This window comes from Shinella yambaruensis (assembly GCF_050859155.1).
Taxonomy (GTDB): Bacteria; Pseudomonadota; Alphaproteobacteria; order Rhizobiales; family Rhizobiaceae; genus Shinella; species Shinella yambaruensis.
Window position 1 is genome coordinate 875,573 of sequence record NZ_CP150638.1, and the last position, 16,687, is coordinate 892,259.

Genomic DNA, 16,687 nt, shown 5'->3' on the forward strand with positions numbered 1-16,687 from the left:
GGCTATGTCTTCTTTGTGTTGTATCGCAGTGCATCGATCAGCGCAGCCAGTGCCGGCGGATGCTGACGCCGATTGGGGTAGTAGAGGTGATAGCCCTCGAAGGTCTTGCACCAGTCGGCCAGCACCTCGACAAGCGCCCCGCCCGCGATGTGCCCGGCAACGAAATCGAGCGGCAGATAGGCGAGGCCGAAGCCGGCAAGGCAGGCCTGGCGCACCTGCACGACGCTGGTGAAGACCAGCCTGCCTTGCGTGGTGACGCGCAGGTCCTTGCCGCCCTTGCTGAAGGTCCAGGCGAAGAACTCGCCATGCGTGGGCAGGCGAAGGTTGATGCAATCGTGGTCGGACAGATCCTGCGGCCGCTTCGGTTTCTTCCGCTGCGAAAAGCAGGACGGTGCGCCCACGACGACCATCGGGATATCCGGCCCGATGCTGAGCGCGATCATGTCCTTCGACACGAGCTTTCCGCGGCGCACGCCCGCGTCGAAGCGCTCGCGGACGACATCGGTGCGGCCGTAGTCCGTCACCAGCTCGATATTGACCTCCGGATAGAGGGCGAGGAACCGTTCCAGCGCCGGCCATAGCAGGCTGAGGATCGCATATTCGTCGGCCGACAGGCGGATCGTGCCGGAAGGGCGCTCGCGCAACGAACCGAGCTGGGCGAAGCCGCGGTCGATCTGCTCCAGAGCGGGCGCCACCTCCGACAGCAGCCGCTCGCCCGCCTCCGTCGGCGAGACGTTGCGCGTCGTGCGATTGAGAAGGCGGATTCCCACCCGCTCCTCCAGATTGCGCACGGTCTGGCTGAGCGCGGACTGCGAAACGCCGAGCCGCGCCGCGGCGCGCGTAAAACTGCCTTCCTCCGCGACGGTGACGAAGGCGTTCAGATCACGAAGGTTCTCGTTCGACATTCATAAGCCTGGCTAATCACGACATCCCGATTGCACTGTCTAATCGAAAACAGGAAGGCGCGCTATCTTCGGGTCATCGAATGGAAAGGAGACCGAACATGAAATCCGTGACCTTCAAGAACAAGACCTGGGACGTCGCCGCCAACCTGCACCTGCCGGCCGGCTTCGACGAGGCGAAAAAATATCCGGCCATCGTGGTCGCGCACCCGATCAGCTCCTGCAAGGAGCAGACGGCCGCGATCTACGCCGCGAAGTTCGCCGAACTCGGCTATGTCTGCCTTGCCTTCGACGCCTCCACGCAGGGCGCCAGCGGCGGTCCCGGCCGCTATCTGGAAGACCCGGCGACCCGCGTCGAGGATTTCCGCTGCGCGGCCGATTACCTCGTGACGCTGCCCTATGTCGACGAGAACCGCATCGGCGTGCTCGGCATCTGCGGCGGTGGCGGCTATGCGGTCAACGCGGCGATGACCGAGCGCCGCTTCAAGGCGGTCGGCACCATCGTCGGGGCCAATTACGGCCGGCTGTGCCGGGAGGGGGACCTTTCCGCCGATGCGGCGATCAAGGCGCTGGAAGGCATCGGCGCGCAGCGCACGGCCGAGGCCCGCGGCGCGGAGACCGCGATCGCCACCTATATCCCGCAGTCGAAGGCGCAGCTCGATTCCTATGGCATCACGGATGTCGATGTGGTCGAGGCGGTGGACTACTACACGACGCCGCGCGGCCAGCAGCCGGGATCGCCCAACAAGCTGAACGTCGCCAGCACCGGCGCCGGCTTCACCTTCGATGCCTTCCATCTGGCGGAGAAGCTGCTGACCCAGCCGCTGCAGATCGTCGTTGGTGGCGGGCAGGCGGGCGCCTTCGGCTCTTATCGCGACGGGTTCGAGCTGTTCAACAAGTCGGCCTCGAAGGTGAAGAACATCCTCGTCGTGCCCGGCGCCACGCACTACGACCTCTACGACAAGCCCGATTGCGTCGATCAGGCCGTCGACAGGCTCAAGACGTTCTACGCCGAGAACCTCTGACCGTCAGCCACCGATAGGAAGGTTCGCCGTACTGCCGAGCGACAGGAATGTCCCTGCGCGCGTTCTTCAAGGCAGGCCGTTTGGACAAGAAAGGCCCTCTTCGGAGGGCCTTTTCGATTCAACCGCCACGCATCCCGCAAGGGGTTTCTGCCAGTTTTCGCGCGGGGAGATTTCTGTCAGCCCTCGGGATGGCTGTAAGCCATTGTCTTGAAAGGATTTTCTCTGGTCGGAGTGGAGTGGTTCGAACACTCGACCCCACGTCCTCGACGAGGCGACCTCGGCGCTCGATACGCAGACGGAGCGGGCGATCCAGCAGTCGCTCGCCGCGCTCTCGGCCGGCCGCACCACGCTGGTCATCGCCCATCGCCTGGCCATCATCGCCAATGCCGACCGCATCCTCGTCGACGACGACGGCCGCATCGTCGAAAGCGGCAGCCATGCCGAGCTGATCGCCCGCAAGAACGGCCGGTATCGGAGTTTACATCTGGCGCAGGCGGCCGCTTAGGGCGGATTCTCCCTGCTTAGACTTTGATGAGGCTGGCCCGATTTGATCTCGGAAAAGCGAAACACCAGCAGATGAATTGGCGGAGAGCTTGGTTCGTATCCCATCAAGAGCGAATAGCGTGTCCGGTGATGAACGTCCCGCATGATCAGAGGGCAGGCCGCATTTCGCGAGTTTTACTGGAGATCAATGACGTCGTGAGCAACCGCCCGGACCAATCGTTTATCGTGGCTTGTAAGAACGAGGCTCATATCCTGCTCGTCAACCAGGGTTCGCAGAAGCTCTGTCACTTCGCGCTGCACCAGTGGATCAAGCCGCGATGTCGGTTCATCGGCGACCAGGCAATACGGTTTGAACAGGAGGATGCGAGCGATTGCGATGCGTTGCAGTTCTCCACCGGAAACCTCGTCCGGTCGCCGTTCGAGAAGCGATGGTTGAACCGCCAACCGATCGAGAAGGGGTGGCAGGTCGCGTGCCAGGCATCCGAACGGTAGCACAGGTTTGAGGTCCTCAAGCTGACGTCTCAACACACGCCCCGGCATGAACGCCGAAGCTGGATCCTGATGTAACTTCTGAAAACGCGCGCGTAAGGCAGGTCGACGGACACGGTGCGGATCAGTGCCGTCGCACCATCGCACCGTGCCTGCGTGCGGTCGCGCGAGGCCGAGGAGCACATTGCCCAACATCGTTTTGCCGCAACCGCTCGGACCCGTTATGGCTGTGATGCTCCCCCGGAGGAGCGTCAGACTTAAGTCCTGGAATAATCTGCGATCACCGACCGCATAGGTGAGCTTTTGGGCGTGGAGCACCGGCTCGGCGATGCGTTGCGCCGTGCGCCGGGGCCACCGATCGGGATCTGCATCAAGCCACGCCCGGGTATAGGCGTGGCGCGGTGCCAGTATCACCTCTTCCACAGGCCCCTGTTCCAACATCCGGCCGGCGCGCATCACACCTATATGGCCGCCAAGGCCACGCGCGACGCGTATGTCGTGTGTGATTGCCAACACCGCCCGGCCATGGTCGAGGAGTTGTCGGATGCGTGAGACAGTCTCTTCGACCCGATCATCATCCAGGCCTTTGGTCGGCTCGTCGGCGATGACGACGGGCGCCTGCGTCGTCAATGCCCCGGCAACCAGAACACGTTGAGCCATGCCGCCCGACAACATGAACGGATACTGCCGCCCAACCGAGGCACGGAGGCTCAGGCTCGTCATCGCCTGATGCGCATGTGCCTGTTTTGCCAAACCAGTGATCTGCGGCAGCACGCGCATTGTCGGATCGAGTGCTGCTCGTGGTTCTTGCGGCACAAGCGCCAGGTGATTTGCCCAATACTGTCGCAAAGCCGCCCGATCCGATAGTTCGACGGTACGTCCATCGAACTCGATGCGTCCTTGCACGCTCAGTCCCTCCGGGACCAGGCCGAGCACCGCCTGCGCGACGAGGCTCTTGCCGCTACCTGTTTCGCCTATCAGAACAACGGCGCCTGCCTGCGGAATTGCGAAGCTGACGGCTTCGACCAGCAGCGTGCCTTTTTGATCCCGCACCGAGAGATCACAAACTCGTAATATCGCCCGCATCATATTGCCTCGGCCAGTCGTCGCCCGGCGATCATGCAGGCAAGCACGGTCACGAACAGCGCGACACAGGGGGCTGCGATCTGTACTGGCGCGACGTCCATATAGGGCAGGAGCTCCGTGATCATCGCGCCCCATTCCGGCGTGGGCGGTTGCAACCCAAGTCCCAGGAAGCCCAGTGAAGAGATCGTCAAGACCGCGCCACCGACGCCCAGCGCCGCAAGTGACGCTGTATGGATCAGAACCCGCGGCATGACCTGTCGCAAGAGGATCCGCCATCCTGCGAGACCAGCCAGACGCGACGCCTCGACATGCGCCTCGGTCATGGCGGCGGCTGCGACACTCCGCGTCATCCTGGCGAACTGGGGCCACTGCCCCAGCGCAATACCGACGAGAACCGGCAGCATTCCGCCACCCATCAGCCCTGCCAGTACCATTGCGAGAAGTAGTCCAGGGAACGCAAGCGCGAGGTCGGTGAGGCGCATCATCGCTGCATCGACAAGGCGGTTGGAGACCGCGGCGGCTAGCCCGACCAAGGTCCCGATGGCCACCGCCGCTGCCATCGCTGACGTCGCGATGCCGATAGAGCGGGGTAGTGCATGGAAGAGGCGAGCGAACACGTCGCGACCCAGATGGTCGGTTCCGAGCGGAAACAGCATGGATGGCGGCGCGAGGGCAACCGCGAGGTCCTGATGGAGAGGATCGCGGCCGATGATCACGGCGATCGTAACAATCGTCACCGCCGTAGCCGCCCCGATCGTCCAAAGAAGGCGCTGATCAACGGCTGCCATGGCCCTCATCCACAAGCCGGGGATCCATCCACATGCAAATGAGGTCAGCGGCAAGGCTGATTGCCGCGAAGGTGGTGCCGATCAGAAGCGCACAACCCATGACGACTGGGACATCGCGTGCAAGCAGCGCCGATACCATCGCGTTCCCGATCCCCGGAAAATTGAACAAGGTCTCCACGACAAAAAAGCCGTCCATGAGATAGGCAAACTGAAGCGCCGCGAAGGTGACGATCGGAACGCTCGCGTTTCGCAGGCCATGCCGTATGAAGGCTTTGACTTTGCCAAACCCTCTCACATGAGCATAGGTCATGTAGGCTGAGGCCTGCACTTCAGCGACAGCATCGCGTATGACCCGCATAGACGGCGCCATCAGCCCCAGGGCCAGCGTGATGGCTGGAAGGACGAGATGCTCAGGTCGTCGATACCCTGCTGGCGGAAGCAGGTTGAGGGCGAGTACGAAGATCGAGATGAGTGCGATCCCGATCAGGAAGGTCGGCAACGATGAAAAGGCCGCCGCGGCGAATGCCGTTGCCCGATCGATTGCGCCATCGGGCTTGAGACCGGCCGCGATACCAAGCGGCAAAGCCAATGCATAGGAGAGCAGCCAGGCGATAACTGCGAGCCGCAGGGTGTATCCGCCAGCCTGCCGAAGTTCCTCGGCCACGGGCCGGCCGGAAACGAAGGAGCGCCCGATATCACCGGTGGCGACCGCCTTCAGCCAGTCGAAATACTGCACGAGGAGAGGGCGAGACAGCATCTCGGCGTCGCGGATCTGCTCGACCGCCGCTGGAGACATATTTTCCGTTCCCAACCGGCTGACGGCGATCCTCAGCGCCATGTCGCCGGGAATGGCGTGAAGAAGCGCAAAGCAGATCGTCGCGAGGATCAACGCGACCGAGAGAGCCTCAAGAACCCGGCGCAAAACAGCGCGCGGAACGGCGTGACGAACCGCGCGCTGCATGGATCAGTCCTTGAACGACAAATGATTGAGCGGTCGCGTCTGCATCACCGGGTCGGCAACAAAGCCTTCCAGCCGCTCCGAGACGGCGTATTTCTCATCGGTGAACGTGATCGGGATGACGGGAAGTTCGTGCTGCAGGATTTCAGCCATCTTGCGCTGAAGCGGCAGGCGAGCCTCCGGATCGGTCGTGAGATTGTATGCGGCAACGGCTGCCCGCATCTCCTCGCTCTTCCATCCGGTGGCTCCGGTCGCATCTGTGCTGGGTTCGTCGGTCGCAAAGTCGCTGGTGAGGCGCGCCACCGGATCCGGCACCTGGTAGATCATGGTGCGGATGCCTAGTCCCAACTCGAGCGTCCCATCGTTCTGTGCTTCCGGGATAAGGCTGGATTCCCCGACCTGGATGGAGAGGTCAAAGCCGATCGCCTTTAACTGGGCCTGGAGTGCCTCGGCAATCACGGGCAGGTATGCGCGTTGCGGGAATGTCCGCATCATGCCGGCGAAGCGCGTGCCATCCTTTTCACGGATCCCGTTTGCCCCCGGTTTCCAGCCGAGCTCGTCGAGGATACGGTTCGCCTCGGCGACGTTGAGCGTTTGCGGCTTGAAATCCTCAAAATGCCATCCCTTCATCGCGGGCGGGAAATACTGGTTCGCGGCAAGGTCCTCGTTGCCCATGATCGTCCGGGCGATTGCTTGTCTGTCGACGGCAAAGCTGAGCGCGCGGCGAATCTCGACATCGGCGAACTGCGGTTTTTTGACATTGACCAGCATCATGACGACCCGAGGCACCGGTGCACGGACGATGTGCGTCTCTCCGGAGCGGTCGATACGCGAGACGGCCGTCGTCGGGATTTCCAGCACCAGATCGCCTTCACCTGCCAGCGCGATGTTCACGCGGGTCTCAGGGTTCGGTATGCCATCCACGCGGACACGCTCGATTTTCGCGACGTCACCCCAATAGCTGTCATGCCGAACCAGATCGAGGCCCTGCGGGAGTTCCGCTTTTTCGATTCTGTACGGTCCTGTCGCCACGATAGCCGTGAGTTCTCCGCTTGAAGCGAACGACGAGGGCGCAAGAACCGGAACGGCGGGGTCCAGGAGGTAGGCAAGGAATGGCGCGAACGGTTGCTCAAGCGTGAATGTCACGGTCCCGTCACCGGCGCTGACATCCTTGACCTTGGCGTTCTTGATAAGATTGCCGGTCGGAAGGAGCGCCTTGAAGGATGCCGCGACGGCCTCCGGCGTCATCGCGGTTCCGTCGTGGAAGGTGACGTTGGGGCGCAGGAAGAAAGTCCATTTCAGGCCATCGGCCGATGTCTCCCAGCGCTCGGCCAGCGCCGGCAGCACCGCCGCCTCCGGATTCGTCTGTACCAGCGTCTCCGTGACGCCGTTGGCGCGAAGCTGGAACCCCCCGGTCTGGGTATCGAGCCGTTGCAGCTGGAACGGCTCCACGACGCGAAGCTCCTCCTGCGCAAAGACGGAAAAGGGGGAGACGAGCATCGCCGTTACGAAAGCGGAAAACCAAAGATTGCGAGACATGAAAATCACTCCGGAGCGATTGCGGTGAGAACGAAGAAGGTGATCGGGGTATCCGGATCGTCATAAACGGAGCCGTAAGGGTCGCCGGGCATCAGGTGGCGCCAGCTTTCAACGGAGCGGAAGCCGGCGCCAGCGATCAGCGCACGCGCATCGGTCTCGGTCAGACCGTTATAGAAGGGCAGGTTTGTCCCGAAGATTTCGCGACTGTTGTTGACGCGTTGGCGATACCAAAGCCCATCCGACAGCAGAAGTTTGCCGCTTGGCCGGAGGATTTCGCGCGCCAGGGCCAGTGCGGCCGGCGGGTTTTCGAGCGTCCACAGGACATTGCGTATCGCGACGGCATCGGCACTTGACGCCGGAAGCTTCGCTTCGTCCATGGTCGAGTGGATGAAGTCGATCTCAAGGCCGGCCTCGGCAGCAGCGGTTCTCCCATGAGAAAGCATTTCGAGAGAGCCATCGACGGCCGTGACACGATGGCCAAGGCTCGCCGCGAGGAGCGCGCACGCTCCGGTCCCGCACCCTAGATCGACGACGTCCTGAGGCCTGCTGCCGAGTGCGGCTTCGAACACTGCCCGCCATGACGAGGCGTCGCGCCGATGGGACGCCGCGGCGTCAAACTTCCATGCCCGAGCATTCCAATGCTCTGACATGGCGGTGGCAGTCGTCGGGGCAACACGTTCCATCGTGGGGTCCTTCGATAGCAGGTGCTGGTTGCTGCGTGGGTCATGACGTGGAATGCGCCGGGCGATAGATCATCGCCGGCAGGCGCGCCAGGATGTTGCTTGCGAGCTTGCCGGGTCGGTCGACGGAGCGGCACCAGCCGTCATCGAGCTGGGCATAGAGCTGCGCAAAGCGCACGATGTCGGCCACGTCCTCGATTGGATCGAGGTTGAAGAAGAGCCAGCTCGCCTTTTCGGGAGCACGAACGGCGACCGAGCACGGCTGGTCACAGCCGCCCATGCAGGCGGTTCCCGTAACCTCGAACTGGTCGGAGAGGCTCGTTTCGGCAATGGACGCGCGCAGGTTCGCGATCATGGTTCCGCCGGGCCGGCGGTAACGCTCCGTCCGTTTGCAGCCTTTGCAAACAAGGATCTGATGCGGCGCGGATTGAATCACGCAATAGGCAGGTGTCGCCACCGGCCGGGAAGATGCTTTCGCCATCACTGCTCCTGACCGGACTCCCCGCCCGGTTCGGTTTCATTCGTGATGGCAGGTCTCCTGACTTGCGGGTCGTCGCGTCCTCCACCTTCCCAGCGCCTCCGAACGAGGTTCACCAGTGGTCTTTCGAGGTTGCTCGCCGCTCACAGTTGCGGGGGCAGTCACGGTCTCGGCCCCTGATGGGTAGTCCTCACCGTGTTCCCTTTTCACCTGACGTCGCTTGGCATGTCAGGAACCATCGAAGACACCGTAGCCAACAGTCAGCGCAAGTCAACGGCCTGATTTCGGCGCGCCATCCAATAACCTGTTGGAATAGAGTGGGCCGATCTTATTATTGGACGGCCGACTGCGCTCATCCCATAGTGCGCGTGTCGGACGAGGGAGACGTCGGTCCTCCCAAGCGTCACCCGGTCCGCCGCAAACAAGATGGGGAACAAAAATGATCAAGATCCTGACTCATGTTTCAATTGTCACCGCCTTCGCTTTGACTGCCTTGAGCGGTCAAAGCTTTGCTCAGAGTTTCGACACCTCGGCGATCAAGGTCGAGGAGGTCTTGGCCTCCCGTTTGCCCGAAAAAATCAAGGCGGCCGGCGTCCTGACCATAGGGTCGGACACCGCCTATGCACCCTGGGAATTCCTGAGCGAGAAGGATGGACAGACGCCGGAAGGCATCGACGTCGATATTGCCAACGCGATCGGCAAGAAGCTCGGCGTCAAGATCGACTTTCAGACCTCGGCCTTCGAGGCCATTCTGCCCGCTCTCGGAACCAAGTTCGACATCGGCGTTTCTGCCTTTTCGATCACGAACGAGCGTATGAAAGCGGTCAATTTCGTCAGTTATGCCGACACGGGCAGCATGTGGGCCGTCAAGGCCGGCAACCCGACTAAGTTCGACCCAGCCGATATTTGCGGCCGCAAGATTGCCATCCAGTCCGGCAGCTACCACGAAAAGGCAGTCATCGCCGAAAATGATCTTTGCAAGCAGGCCGGCAAAGCCGAAATCGAGATTTTGCCATTCTCCAAGCAGCCTGAAGCGCTGACCCGCGTCGCTGCGGGCGGCGCGGACGCCACGGTCTCTGGTGAGGCCGGCATCGGTTATGCTGCCAAACAGTCGAGCGGAGCCTTTGAAACTCTCAAGCCGGCCGGCGGCGCGCTGAGCAAGCACGGTCCGAACGGGATCGCCGTTGCAAAGGCAGACATGGAACTGACGCAACGTAAGCGTGTAGGCGATCCCACGTAGCGCGTTTGTTCGCGGAAGCTCATTTTCTGCATGAATCATGCGGAGAGTCATATGAGCGACAAGGTGAATCAGGTCCGGACATTCGAAGTTTTGACGGCAACGCCGTCGCGACGTTCGCCGCGGCATTGGTCTGATGACGAGAAAGCGCGGCTTGTGGCGGAAGCTTTTTCGCCCGGAGGGACGGTTGCGGAGGTTGCGCGCGCCTATGAACTGGACGTGTCGCAACTTTATGCGTGGCGCAGGAAGGCGCTTTCCATGGGGACGATGGCGCCATTGACGGTGCCATTGGGCGGTCGAACCATGATGGAAAGCGAGCCGGCGAAGTTCACGCGCTTTGAGGTGAGCGGCGGCGCGACGGTGGAGATTGTGGTTGGCGATATCGTCATCCGGGTACGCGGCGATATCGATCCGGATCAGTTGGCGGGCATTATCGGCGCGGTGCGCAAGGCATGATCGCTTCCGGCGTTGTGGTTTACGTGTCTTGCCAACCGGTCGACTTCCGCAAGGGAGCCGCATCGTTGATGGCGTTGGTGCGGGATGGCGGCCTCGACCCGTTCAATGGCGCGCTTTACGTCTTCCGGTCGAAACGGGCGGACCGTGTCCGCATTGTCTGGTGGGACGGCAGCGGGGTCTGCCTCTATTCAAAAACCCTGGAAGAGAGCAGCTTCTGCTGGCCGGGCATATCGGCGGCGCGGGTGCGTCTCGACCATTCGCAACTGATGGCGCTTCTGGCCGGAATGGATTGGAAAAAGATCCGTCCAGCCAAGGTCCGGCGACCGCTGCTGACGGGCTGATACCGGCCTGCGGCAAGATGAATCATGTCGCGGGAACGCTTGGGAAAACGGCCGCTTTTGTGCTCTATTCCTCCCATGGTTTTGCCTGTTTCCGAATTGCCAGATGACGTCGATGCGCTGAAGGCGATGGTCCTGGCGATGGCGCGCGAGCAGGCGGCAAACGAGGCGCGGATAGCGGTTACAGAAGCTCGGCTCGTCACCTCCGAGGCAGAGGTTATCCGGTTGCAGGCGGTCGAGGCGGCGGCCAACGAGCGGATCGCCAACCTCACGACGATCATGAAGGTCCTGCAGCGCACGCAGAATGGCACGCGGTCCGAGCGATTGCACCTGGCCGTCAATGACGAGCAGGTGTCCTTTGCCTTCGAGGAGGTCGAGACGGGTCTTTCGGCGATCCAGTGCGAGCTTGATCGCGCTGCCGGGGACAAGCCGAAGCGTGCGCCGCGTCCGCGCAAGGGCTTTGCCGCTCACCTCGAACGCATTGAGGAGATCATCGAACCGGAAATCCCTGCTGAATGCGAGGGTCTGGAAAAGGTGCTGATCGGCGAGGACCGCTCCGAACGGCTGGATGTCGTGCCGCCGAAGTTCCGGGTCATCGTGACGCGCCGCCCCAAATACGCTTTCCGGGGGCGTGACGGCGTGATCCAGGCTCTGGCACCGGCGCGCATCATCGAAGGCGGCCTGCCGACGGAGCGGCTGCTGGCCTATATCGCGGTCTCCAAATACGGCGACGGCCTTCCGCTTTACCGGCAGGAAGCGATCTATCTGCGCGATGGCGTCGAGATTAGCCGGAACTTGATGGCGCAATGGATGGGGAATCTGGGCTTCGAGCTTCAGATATGCGCCGACTACATCCTGGAGCGCGTCAAGGAAGGCGAGAGGGTCTTTGCCGACGAAACGACGTTACCCACCCTTGCGCCCGGTTCGGGCAAGACCATGAAAGCCTGGCTTTGGGCTTACGCACGCGATGATCGGCCCTATGGCGGAACCAGCCCGCCGATGGTCGCCTATCGCTTCGAAGACAGCCGAGGTGCGCAGTGCGTGGCGCGGCATCTCGTTGGCTTCAATGGTATCCTGCAAGTCGATGGATACACGGCCTACACCAGCCTGGCCAAGACGCGGGCCAAAGGCGGCAACAACGAGACGATCCAACTCGCAGGCTGCTGGGCGCATCTGAGGCGCAAGTTTTACGACCTGCACATCACCGGGGTCTCGCAGGCCGCGACGGATACGGTCGTCGCCATGAGCGCGCTATGGAAGGTCGAGGATGAGGTTCGCGGCAGGGACGCCGATACCAGAGCGACGCTGCGACAGCAAAAGTCCGCAGTCATTGTCACCGGCCTCTTCGATCTGTGGGAGAGAGAGCTGCGCAAAATCTCCGGGAAATCCAAGACCGCCGATGCGATCCGCTATGCGCTCTCCCGGCGGGACGCGCTGGAGCAGTTCCTGGCGGACGGCCGTGTCGAAATCGACTCCAATATCGTCGAACGCGCGATCAGGCCTCAAACAATCACGAGAAAAAATAGTCTATTCGCCGGCAGCGAAGGTGGTGGACGCACCTGGGCGACATTGGCCACTCTCCTTCAGACTTGTTTATGCCGCGCGCGGCATAAGGCCGTTTATGCCGACCGGCGAACTATGCCGATTAAGCAAACTTTTGCCAACGTTTTCTGTAACATAGCGGTAACCCCAGCGGCATAGCTTAGGGTCTCTCCGTCGTAATTGACGCGAAGGAGAGGACATATGATCGCAAGTGACTATTTGAAGCGCAGCGCACTGTATCGGAAGCTGGTCCACGGTCCATATCGGGAGTTTGCGCGCGTTTACGCCACCAAGATGTCAAACGAAGGTTTGGGTCGGCACTGCACGCGGCGCTCGCTGAGCCTGTTTCGAGACCTGATGGACTGGTATGTTGGCAATGGACATCATCCGCAGGATTTAAGCGAAGCTCATGTCGATCGTTTTCTTGAGCATCGTTTCGAACACTGGAGCCCTGACACGGGCGACCGATCAGCGCTCCGACGCTTACTCTCCGCGCTACGGGAAGAGCGCTTAATACCAACTGCCCTCCCGGTTGAGCGTACAGAGCACGAGCAGATTATCGATGTATTCGCGGTATATTTGTCGAATGAGAGAGGACTCGCTGCCTCGACGGTGGAAAGCCACAAGCTGCTGTCATATCGATTTCTGCGGGAGGTCTGTCCTGCCGGCGCAGACGGGTTTGAAGCGCTCACCCCGGAGATTGTCATCGGGTATGTCGAACGACATGCGCTCGATGGCTCCGCCGACAGCGGCAAGGCAATGTGCGGAGTCGTGCGTGCCTTTCTGCGTTACTTGCATCTGAAGGGCTTCATTTCGACGGCGTTGGCCGATTGCGTGCCGTCCATCCGCCGCTGGCGACTTGCCGGCCTTCCAACATTCCTACCGCCAGAGAAGGTCCAGAAGGTTCTTGATGCCTGTGATCGGACGACGGCAATGGGTCATCGGGACTATGCGGTTCTGATGATCCTTGCCAAGCTCGGTTTGCGCGCCAGCGAAGTTGCCACCCTCAATCTCGATGATATCGACTGGCAGTGCGGCACGATCCTCGTACATGGAAAGGGGCGACGGCAAGCGACTATGCCGCTACGTCATGACGTCGGAACAGCTATCGTCGCTTATATCCGGCATGGGCGGCCCGCTTCGGCATGTCGGCGAGTTTTCTTGCGAACTCTTGCGCCGCACGTGGGTTTTGCGTCCGGCTGCGCCATCACGATGATCGCGAAGCAGGCACTCGAACGGGCAGGCATTGACGGCTATGCGCATCACGGTGCCCATCTTTTCCGCCACAGCCTCGCGACCGACCTTTTGCGGTCAGGCGCCAGCTTTGCCGAGATCGGCCAACTGCTCCGCCATCGAAGCATCGACAGTACAAGGATCTATGCCAAGCTCGATATCGAGAAGCTGCGTGAACTGAGCCTGCCCTGGCCGGGAGGTGCCCAATGAGCCGGCTTCGCACCGCGCTTGAGCGCTACGTCGGCATGCGCCAAGGGCTGGGATACAAATATGACGGTCCGGCAAAACGATTGTCGGAGTTCGTCGCTTTCATGGAAGCCCGCGGCGCCGAGACCATCACGACAGACCTTGCAATGGAGTGGGTCACCTCAATGGGCCGGCAGCCGAGTTGGTCCGTCCGCCTGGTTGACGTGCGCTGCTTTGCCCAGCACCTGGCTCATTTCGATCCTCTGACGGAAGTACTACCAAGCGACGCTGTACCGCCGGCACGGCGCACAAAGCCCTACATCTATAGTGAAGTCGAGATTCAGGCGCTTCTGGCAGCAGCACTGTCGCTGCCGCCGGCCGGCGCCCTTCGGCGATGGACATATAACTGCCTGTTCGGATTGATAGCGGTGACCGGGCTGCGCCATTCCGAAGCGCTCGGCCTGCTCCGGACCGACGTTGATCTCGACCAGGGCATCCTCACCATTCGAGAGACTAAGTTTGGTAAGTCACGGCTAGTGCCGCTACATGCCACGACAATCGCCATCCTTTCAGACTATGCCGCCCGACGCGATGCACACCTTGGTACGCCGCGCAGTCCCTATTTCTTCGTCGCCGAACAGGGCGGCAGATTGCTGCATCAATACGTGCACCGCGTGTTCTGGCGATTATCCCGGCAAATCGGATTACGGCAGGAGGGGAATCGCAATGGCCCACGGATTCATGATCTTCGTCACCGTTTCGCCGTCCAGACCCTGATCAACTGGCATCGGGCTGGCGAAGATGTGGAACGCGAACTGCCGGTTCTCTCGACCTTTCTCGGCCATACCAATGTTCGCGACACCTACTGGTACCTGTCCGCCGCGCCGGAACTGATGAACCATGCGGTCCGGCGATTGGATAAGCGTTGGGAGGCTCGGTCATGAGACGCACGAACGACTTGGCCGTGCTGATCGAGCGGTGGTTCACAGATCGGCTTATGAAGCATCGAGGTGTAAGTTCTAACACCATCGCCTCCTATCGCGACACCTTCAGGCTCCTGTTTGCGTTCGCACAGACGCGCCTTGGGAGATCCCCATCCCAGTTGACGCTGCGGGATTTGGACGCTCCCTTCATCGGCGCATTCCTGGAGGACCTTGAGACGAAGAGATCCGCCTCAGTGAGGACCCGGAATCTCCGCCTCACAGCCATCCGATCCTTCTTCCGGTATGCAGCGTTCGAGGAGCCCACACATAGCGCCCATATTCAGCGTGTGCTCGCGATCCCCAGCAAGCGATGTGACAAGCGGCAGCTTCAGTTTCTAACCAGGCCCGAGATTGAAGCGATCCTGGACTGCACGGATCGAAGCACGTGGCTGGGACGCCGCGATTACACTCTGCTATTGTTGGCCGCGCAAACCGGATTGCGGGTCTCGGAGATTGTCGACCTGGACCGAGACTCCGTAATGCTCGGCCAGGGCGCGCATGTGCGATGCGTTGGCAAGGGCCGCAAAGAGCGATGTACGCCGCTCACAAAGGTTGCACGGCAAGCCCTTCGTCACTGGCTCAACGAGCCCAGAAAGCGAAGCGCAACGGCGCTCTTTCCGAACATGCACGGTGGCAAGCTCAGCGCTGACGGCGTGCAGGCACTGCTGAACAAATATGTCGCCAAAGCACGTGAGCACTGCATCTCCCTTCGCTCAAAGCGGGTCTCGCCCCATGTCTTGCGGCACTCCGCCGCCATGGAGTTGCTACAGGCTGGCGTCGACTGCTCGGTTATTGCCCTGTGGCTGGGCCATGAAGCGATGGAAACAACCCTGACCTATCTTCATGCACATCTTGAACTGAAGGAATCTGCACTCGCAAAGCTGAAGCCGTACGAACGCGCTAAGGCCGAGCGATTTCGACCAAACGACCGGCTTCTGGAATTCCTGAACGCCCTCTGAGCATGAGAACTATGCCGAGTGTCAACCACCGGCATCCGGCCGAACCTGCCGGGAACGCGCCATGGACCGTTCCTATCAGAAGAGGCATTCGGCATAGTTCGCCGGTCGGCATAAACCTGCAAAATGAACAGCGTTGATCCGCTCGCCTGGCTCTGCCAAACCTTGACCCGCATCGCTCAAGGCTGGCCCGCGTCTGACATCGAAGCCCTCATGCCCTGGAACTTCAGGTCCGACGCCATCGGCTGACCGCTTACGACGCAACTCATCGCAGACACCATCAATTCCCTGATTGCAGACGGCACCTACAAGGCCCTGCTCGACACCTGGGGCGTCGGCTCCGTTATCGTCGACAAGGCGCTCGTGAACCCTGAAGTCAAGATCTGAGCTCATGGCTTCCGATGTTGAAAACATTGCGACCGGCTTCAAGCCGGTCGCCGTAGAGAAGCCAGCGATCACGCGAAACATCGTGGTTCCGCGCCGTCATCCCGGCCGCTGGCTCGCGGTCGCGGTCCTTGCCATTCTCGCCCTGCAGATCGGCCAGGCGGTTTCGGTCAATCCCAACTTCCATTGGGATGTGTACTTGACGTACCTTTTTTCGCCGCAGGTCATTCGGGGCGTGGGATGGACACTTCTGCTGACGGTTGTTGCCATGACCGTAGCGATCGTTGTCGCTGGCCTGCTCGTTGTCATGCGAGACAGCGAGAACCCTGTTCTTCGCGGCATCGCCTATGGTTGGGTGTGGTTCTTCCGGGGCACACCGATCTACACCCAGCTGCTATTCTGGGGCCTCTTTGCCGTTCTCTTCCCCAATCTCAGCCTTGCAATTCCGTTCGGGCCAGAGATCGTCAGTGTCGAGACGAAGTACATCCTCACGCCGGCCATGGCCGCGATCCTCGGCCTTGGTTTCAACGAGTCCGCCTATCTCACGGAAATCTTCCGCGCGGGCTTCAACTCCCTCGACAGAGGGCAGGCCGAGGCCGCCCAGGCACTCGGGATGAAACCCGGAAAAATCTGGATGCGGATCCTGATGCCGCAGGCGATGCGCGTGATCATCCCGCCGACAGGCAATGAAACGATCGGCATGCTGAAGATGACGTCGCTCGTGCTCGCGGTACCGTTCACGCTGGACCTGACCTTCGCGACCAACGCGATTTCCAACAGGCTGTACCTGCCGATCCCGCTCCTGCTGGTCGCGGGTACCTGGTATCTTGTGATCACCAGCCTGCTGATGGTCGGCCAGCATTTTCTCGAACGTCACTTTGGCAAGGGCGTTTCCGTTCATCCGACACGGGCGGAGTAGAGCC

16 protein-coding genes, 2 pseudogenes and 1 riboswitch are annotated in these 16,687 nt (G+C 61.3%); of the genes and pseudogenes, 11 read left to right on the top strand and 7 right to left on the bottom strand.

The features are described from left to right. Positions 1-2 precede the first annotated feature (2 nt). The gene (locus WMC41_RS04305; protein ID WP_432347114.1) at positions 3-905 is read right to left on the bottom strand and encodes a LysR family transcriptional regulator; all 903 of its coding nucleotides are present in this window, start codon (positions 903-905) and stop codon (positions 3-5) included. 98 nt (positions 906-1,003) lie between these two features. Between WMC41_RS04305 and WMC41_RS04310 the strand changes: the two genes are divergently transcribed. Next, positions 1,004-1,927, top strand: a complete 924-nt coding sequence (locus WMC41_RS04310) for an alpha/beta hydrolase (protein WP_432347115.1) — start codon at positions 1,004-1,006, stop codon at positions 1,925-1,927. Positions 1,928-2,186: 259 nt separating this feature from the next. Further along, positions 2,187-2,432, top strand: a pseudogene (locus WMC41_RS04315) (multidrug ABC transporter ATP-binding protein); the annotation flags it as partial. Between the two features lie 173 nt (positions 2,433-2,605). On the opposite strand, the gene WMC41_RS04320 reads toward WMC41_RS04315, so the two are convergent. From WMC41_RS04320 to WMC41_RS04345, 6 genes are read right to left on the bottom strand one after another with little or no spacing between them, the layout of a single operon-like run. Continuing rightward, positions 2,606-4,009, bottom strand: a complete 1,404-nt coding sequence (locus WMC41_RS04320) for an ABC transporter ATP-binding protein (protein ID WP_244767722.1) — start codon at positions 4,007-4,009, stop codon at positions 2,606-2,608. Continuing rightward, positions 4,006-4,794 (bottom strand): ABC transporter permease, encoded by a 789-nt coding sequence (locus tag WMC41_RS04325; protein ID WP_432347116.1) that lies wholly within the window; start codon positions 4,792-4,794, stop codon positions 4,006-4,008. Before WMC41_RS04325 ends, WMC41_RS04320 begins: the two co-directional genes overlap by 4 nt. After that, the gene (locus WMC41_RS04330; protein ID WP_432347117.1) at positions 4,781-5,755 is read right to left on the bottom strand and encodes an ABC transporter permease; all 975 of its coding nucleotides are present in this window, start codon (positions 5,753-5,755) and stop codon (positions 4,781-4,783) included. The genes WMC41_RS04325 and WMC41_RS04330 overlap by 14 nt, the downstream gene beginning before the upstream one ends. Positions 5,756-5,758: 3 nt before the next feature. Next, entirely contained in the window at positions 5,759-7,291 is a 1,533-nt protein-coding gene (locus tag WMC41_RS04335) for an ABC transporter substrate-binding protein (RefSeq protein ID WP_432347118.1), read from the bottom strand. A gap of 5 nt (positions 7,292-7,296) precedes the next feature. Further along, entirely contained in the window at positions 7,297-7,974 is a 678-nt protein-coding gene (locus WMC41_RS04340; protein ID WP_432347119.1) for a class I SAM-dependent methyltransferase, read from the bottom strand. Between the two features lie 40 nt (positions 7,975-8,014). Further along, positions 8,015-8,326, bottom strand: a complete 312-nt coding sequence (locus tag WMC41_RS04345; RefSeq protein WP_432347120.1) for a DUF1636 family protein — start codon at positions 8,324-8,326, stop codon at positions 8,015-8,017. Between the two features lie 156 nt (positions 8,327-8,482). Further along, a riboswitch (cobalamin riboswitch) is annotated at positions 8,483-8,704 on the bottom strand. A 184-nt stretch (positions 8,705-8,888) separates the two neighbouring features. Here WMC41_RS04345 and WMC41_RS04350 point away from each other — a divergent pair. The 9 genes and pseudogenes from WMC41_RS04350 (at position 8,889) to WMC41_RS04390 (ending at position 16,683) form a co-directional block, all read left to right on the top strand. Next, on the top strand, positions 8,889-9,689 hold the full coding sequence (locus WMC41_RS04350; protein ID WP_432347121.1) for a transporter substrate-binding domain-containing protein: 801 nt from the start codon (positions 8,889-8,891) through the stop codon (positions 9,687-9,689). A gap of 51 nt (positions 9,690-9,740) precedes the next feature. Next, entirely contained in the window at positions 9,741-10,142 is a 402-nt protein-coding gene (locus WMC41_RS04355; RefSeq protein WP_288081970.1) for a transposase, read from the top strand. Further along, complete coding sequence (gene tnpB / locus WMC41_RS04360) at positions 10,139-10,483, top strand: IS66 family insertion sequence element accessory protein TnpB (protein WP_109462507.1); 345 nt, start codon at positions 10,139-10,141, stop codon at positions 10,481-10,483. The genes WMC41_RS04355 and tnpB overlap by 4 nt, the downstream gene beginning before the upstream one ends. A gap of 75 nt (positions 10,484-10,558) precedes the next feature. Then, on the top strand, positions 10,559-12,181 hold the full coding sequence (tnpC, locus tag WMC41_RS04365) for an IS66 family transposase (protein WP_432348257.1): 1,623 nt from the start codon (positions 10,559-10,561) through the stop codon (positions 12,179-12,181). Between the two features lie 42 nt (positions 12,182-12,223). Beyond that, positions 12,224-13,465 carry a site-specific integrase gene (locus tag WMC41_RS04370; protein ID WP_432344158.1) on the top strand — a complete coding sequence of 414 codons (1,242 nt, stop codon included), beginning with the start codon at positions 12,224-12,226 and terminating at the stop codon, positions 13,463-13,465. Next, on the top strand, positions 13,462-14,385 hold the full coding sequence (locus WMC41_RS04375; RefSeq protein WP_432344161.1) for a tyrosine-type recombinase/integrase: 924 nt from the start codon (positions 13,462-13,464) through the stop codon (positions 14,383-14,385). Before WMC41_RS04370 ends, WMC41_RS04375 begins: the two co-directional genes overlap by 4 nt. Continuing rightward, positions 14,382-15,383 (top strand): tyrosine-type recombinase/integrase, encoded by a 1,002-nt coding sequence (locus WMC41_RS04380; protein WP_432344164.1) that lies wholly within the window; start codon positions 14,382-14,384, stop codon positions 15,381-15,383. Before WMC41_RS04375 ends, WMC41_RS04380 begins: the two co-directional genes overlap by 4 nt. A 114-nt stretch (positions 15,384-15,497) precedes the next feature. Beyond that, positions 15,498-15,629, top strand: a pseudogene (locus WMC41_RS04385) (transposase domain-containing protein); the annotation flags it as partial. A 142-nt stretch (positions 15,630-15,771) separates the two neighbouring features. After that, complete coding sequence (locus tag WMC41_RS04390; RefSeq protein ID WP_432347122.1) at positions 15,772-16,683, top strand: amino acid ABC transporter permease; 912 nt, start codon at positions 15,772-15,774, stop codon at positions 16,681-16,683. Positions 16,684-16,687 lie beyond the last annotated feature (4 nt).

What these genes read in the sequence shown, in the direction of transcription:
- WMC41_RS04305 (WP_432347114.1), bottom strand. Translation starts at nt 905, where the DNA reads ATGTCGAACGAGAACCTTCGTGATCTGAACGCCTTCGTCACCGTCGCG.
- WMC41_RS04310 (WP_432347115.1), top strand. Translation starts at nt 1,004, where the DNA reads ATGAAATCCGTGACCTTCAAGAACAAGACCTGGGACGTCGCCGCCAAC.
- WMC41_RS04320 (WP_244767722.1), bottom strand. Translation starts at nt 4,009, where the DNA reads ATGATGCGGGCGATATTACGAGTTTGTGATCTCTCGGTGCGGGATCAA.
- WMC41_RS04325 (WP_432347116.1), bottom strand. Translation starts at nt 4,794, where the DNA reads ATGGCAGCCGTTGATCAGCGCCTTCTTTGGACGATCGGGGCGGCTACG.
- WMC41_RS04330 (WP_432347117.1), bottom strand. Translation starts at nt 5,755, where the DNA reads ATGCAGCGCGCGGTTCGTCACGCCGTTCCGCGCGCTGTTTTGCGCCGG.
- WMC41_RS04335 (WP_432347118.1), bottom strand. Translation starts at nt 7,291, where the DNA reads ATGTCTCGCAATCTTTGGTTTTCCGCTTTCGTAACGGCGATGCTCGTC.
- WMC41_RS04340 (WP_432347119.1), bottom strand. Translation starts at nt 7,974, where the DNA reads ATGGAACGTGTTGCCCCGACGACTGCCACCGCCATGTCAGAGCATTGG.
- WMC41_RS04345 (WP_432347120.1), bottom strand. Translation starts at nt 8,326, where the DNA reads ATGATCGCGAACCTGCGCGCGTCCATTGCCGAAACGAGCCTCTCCGAC.
- WMC41_RS04350 (WP_432347121.1), top strand. Translation starts at nt 8,889, where the DNA reads ATGATCAAGATCCTGACTCATGTTTCAATTGTCACCGCCTTCGCTTTG.
- WMC41_RS04355 (WP_288081970.1), top strand. Translation starts at nt 9,741, where the DNA reads ATGAGCGACAAGGTGAATCAGGTCCGGACATTCGAAGTTTTGACGGCA.
- tnpB (WP_109462507.1), top strand. Translation starts at nt 10,139, where the DNA reads ATGATCGCTTCCGGCGTTGTGGTTTACGTGTCTTGCCAACCGGTCGAC.
- tnpC (WP_432348257.1), top strand. Translation starts at nt 10,559, where the DNA reads ATGGTTTTGCCTGTTTCCGAATTGCCAGATGACGTCGATGCGCTGAAG.
- WMC41_RS04370 (WP_432344158.1), top strand. Translation starts at nt 12,224, where the DNA reads ATGATCGCAAGTGACTATTTGAAGCGCAGCGCACTGTATCGGAAGCTG.
- WMC41_RS04375 (WP_432344161.1), top strand. Translation starts at nt 13,462, where the DNA reads ATGAGCCGGCTTCGCACCGCGCTTGAGCGCTACGTCGGCATGCGCCAA.
- WMC41_RS04380 (WP_432344164.1), top strand. Translation starts at nt 14,382, where the DNA reads ATGAGACGCACGAACGACTTGGCCGTGCTGATCGAGCGGTGGTTCACA.
- WMC41_RS04390 (WP_432347122.1), top strand. Translation starts at nt 15,772, where the DNA reads ATGGCTTCCGATGTTGAAAACATTGCGACCGGCTTCAAGCCGGTCGCC.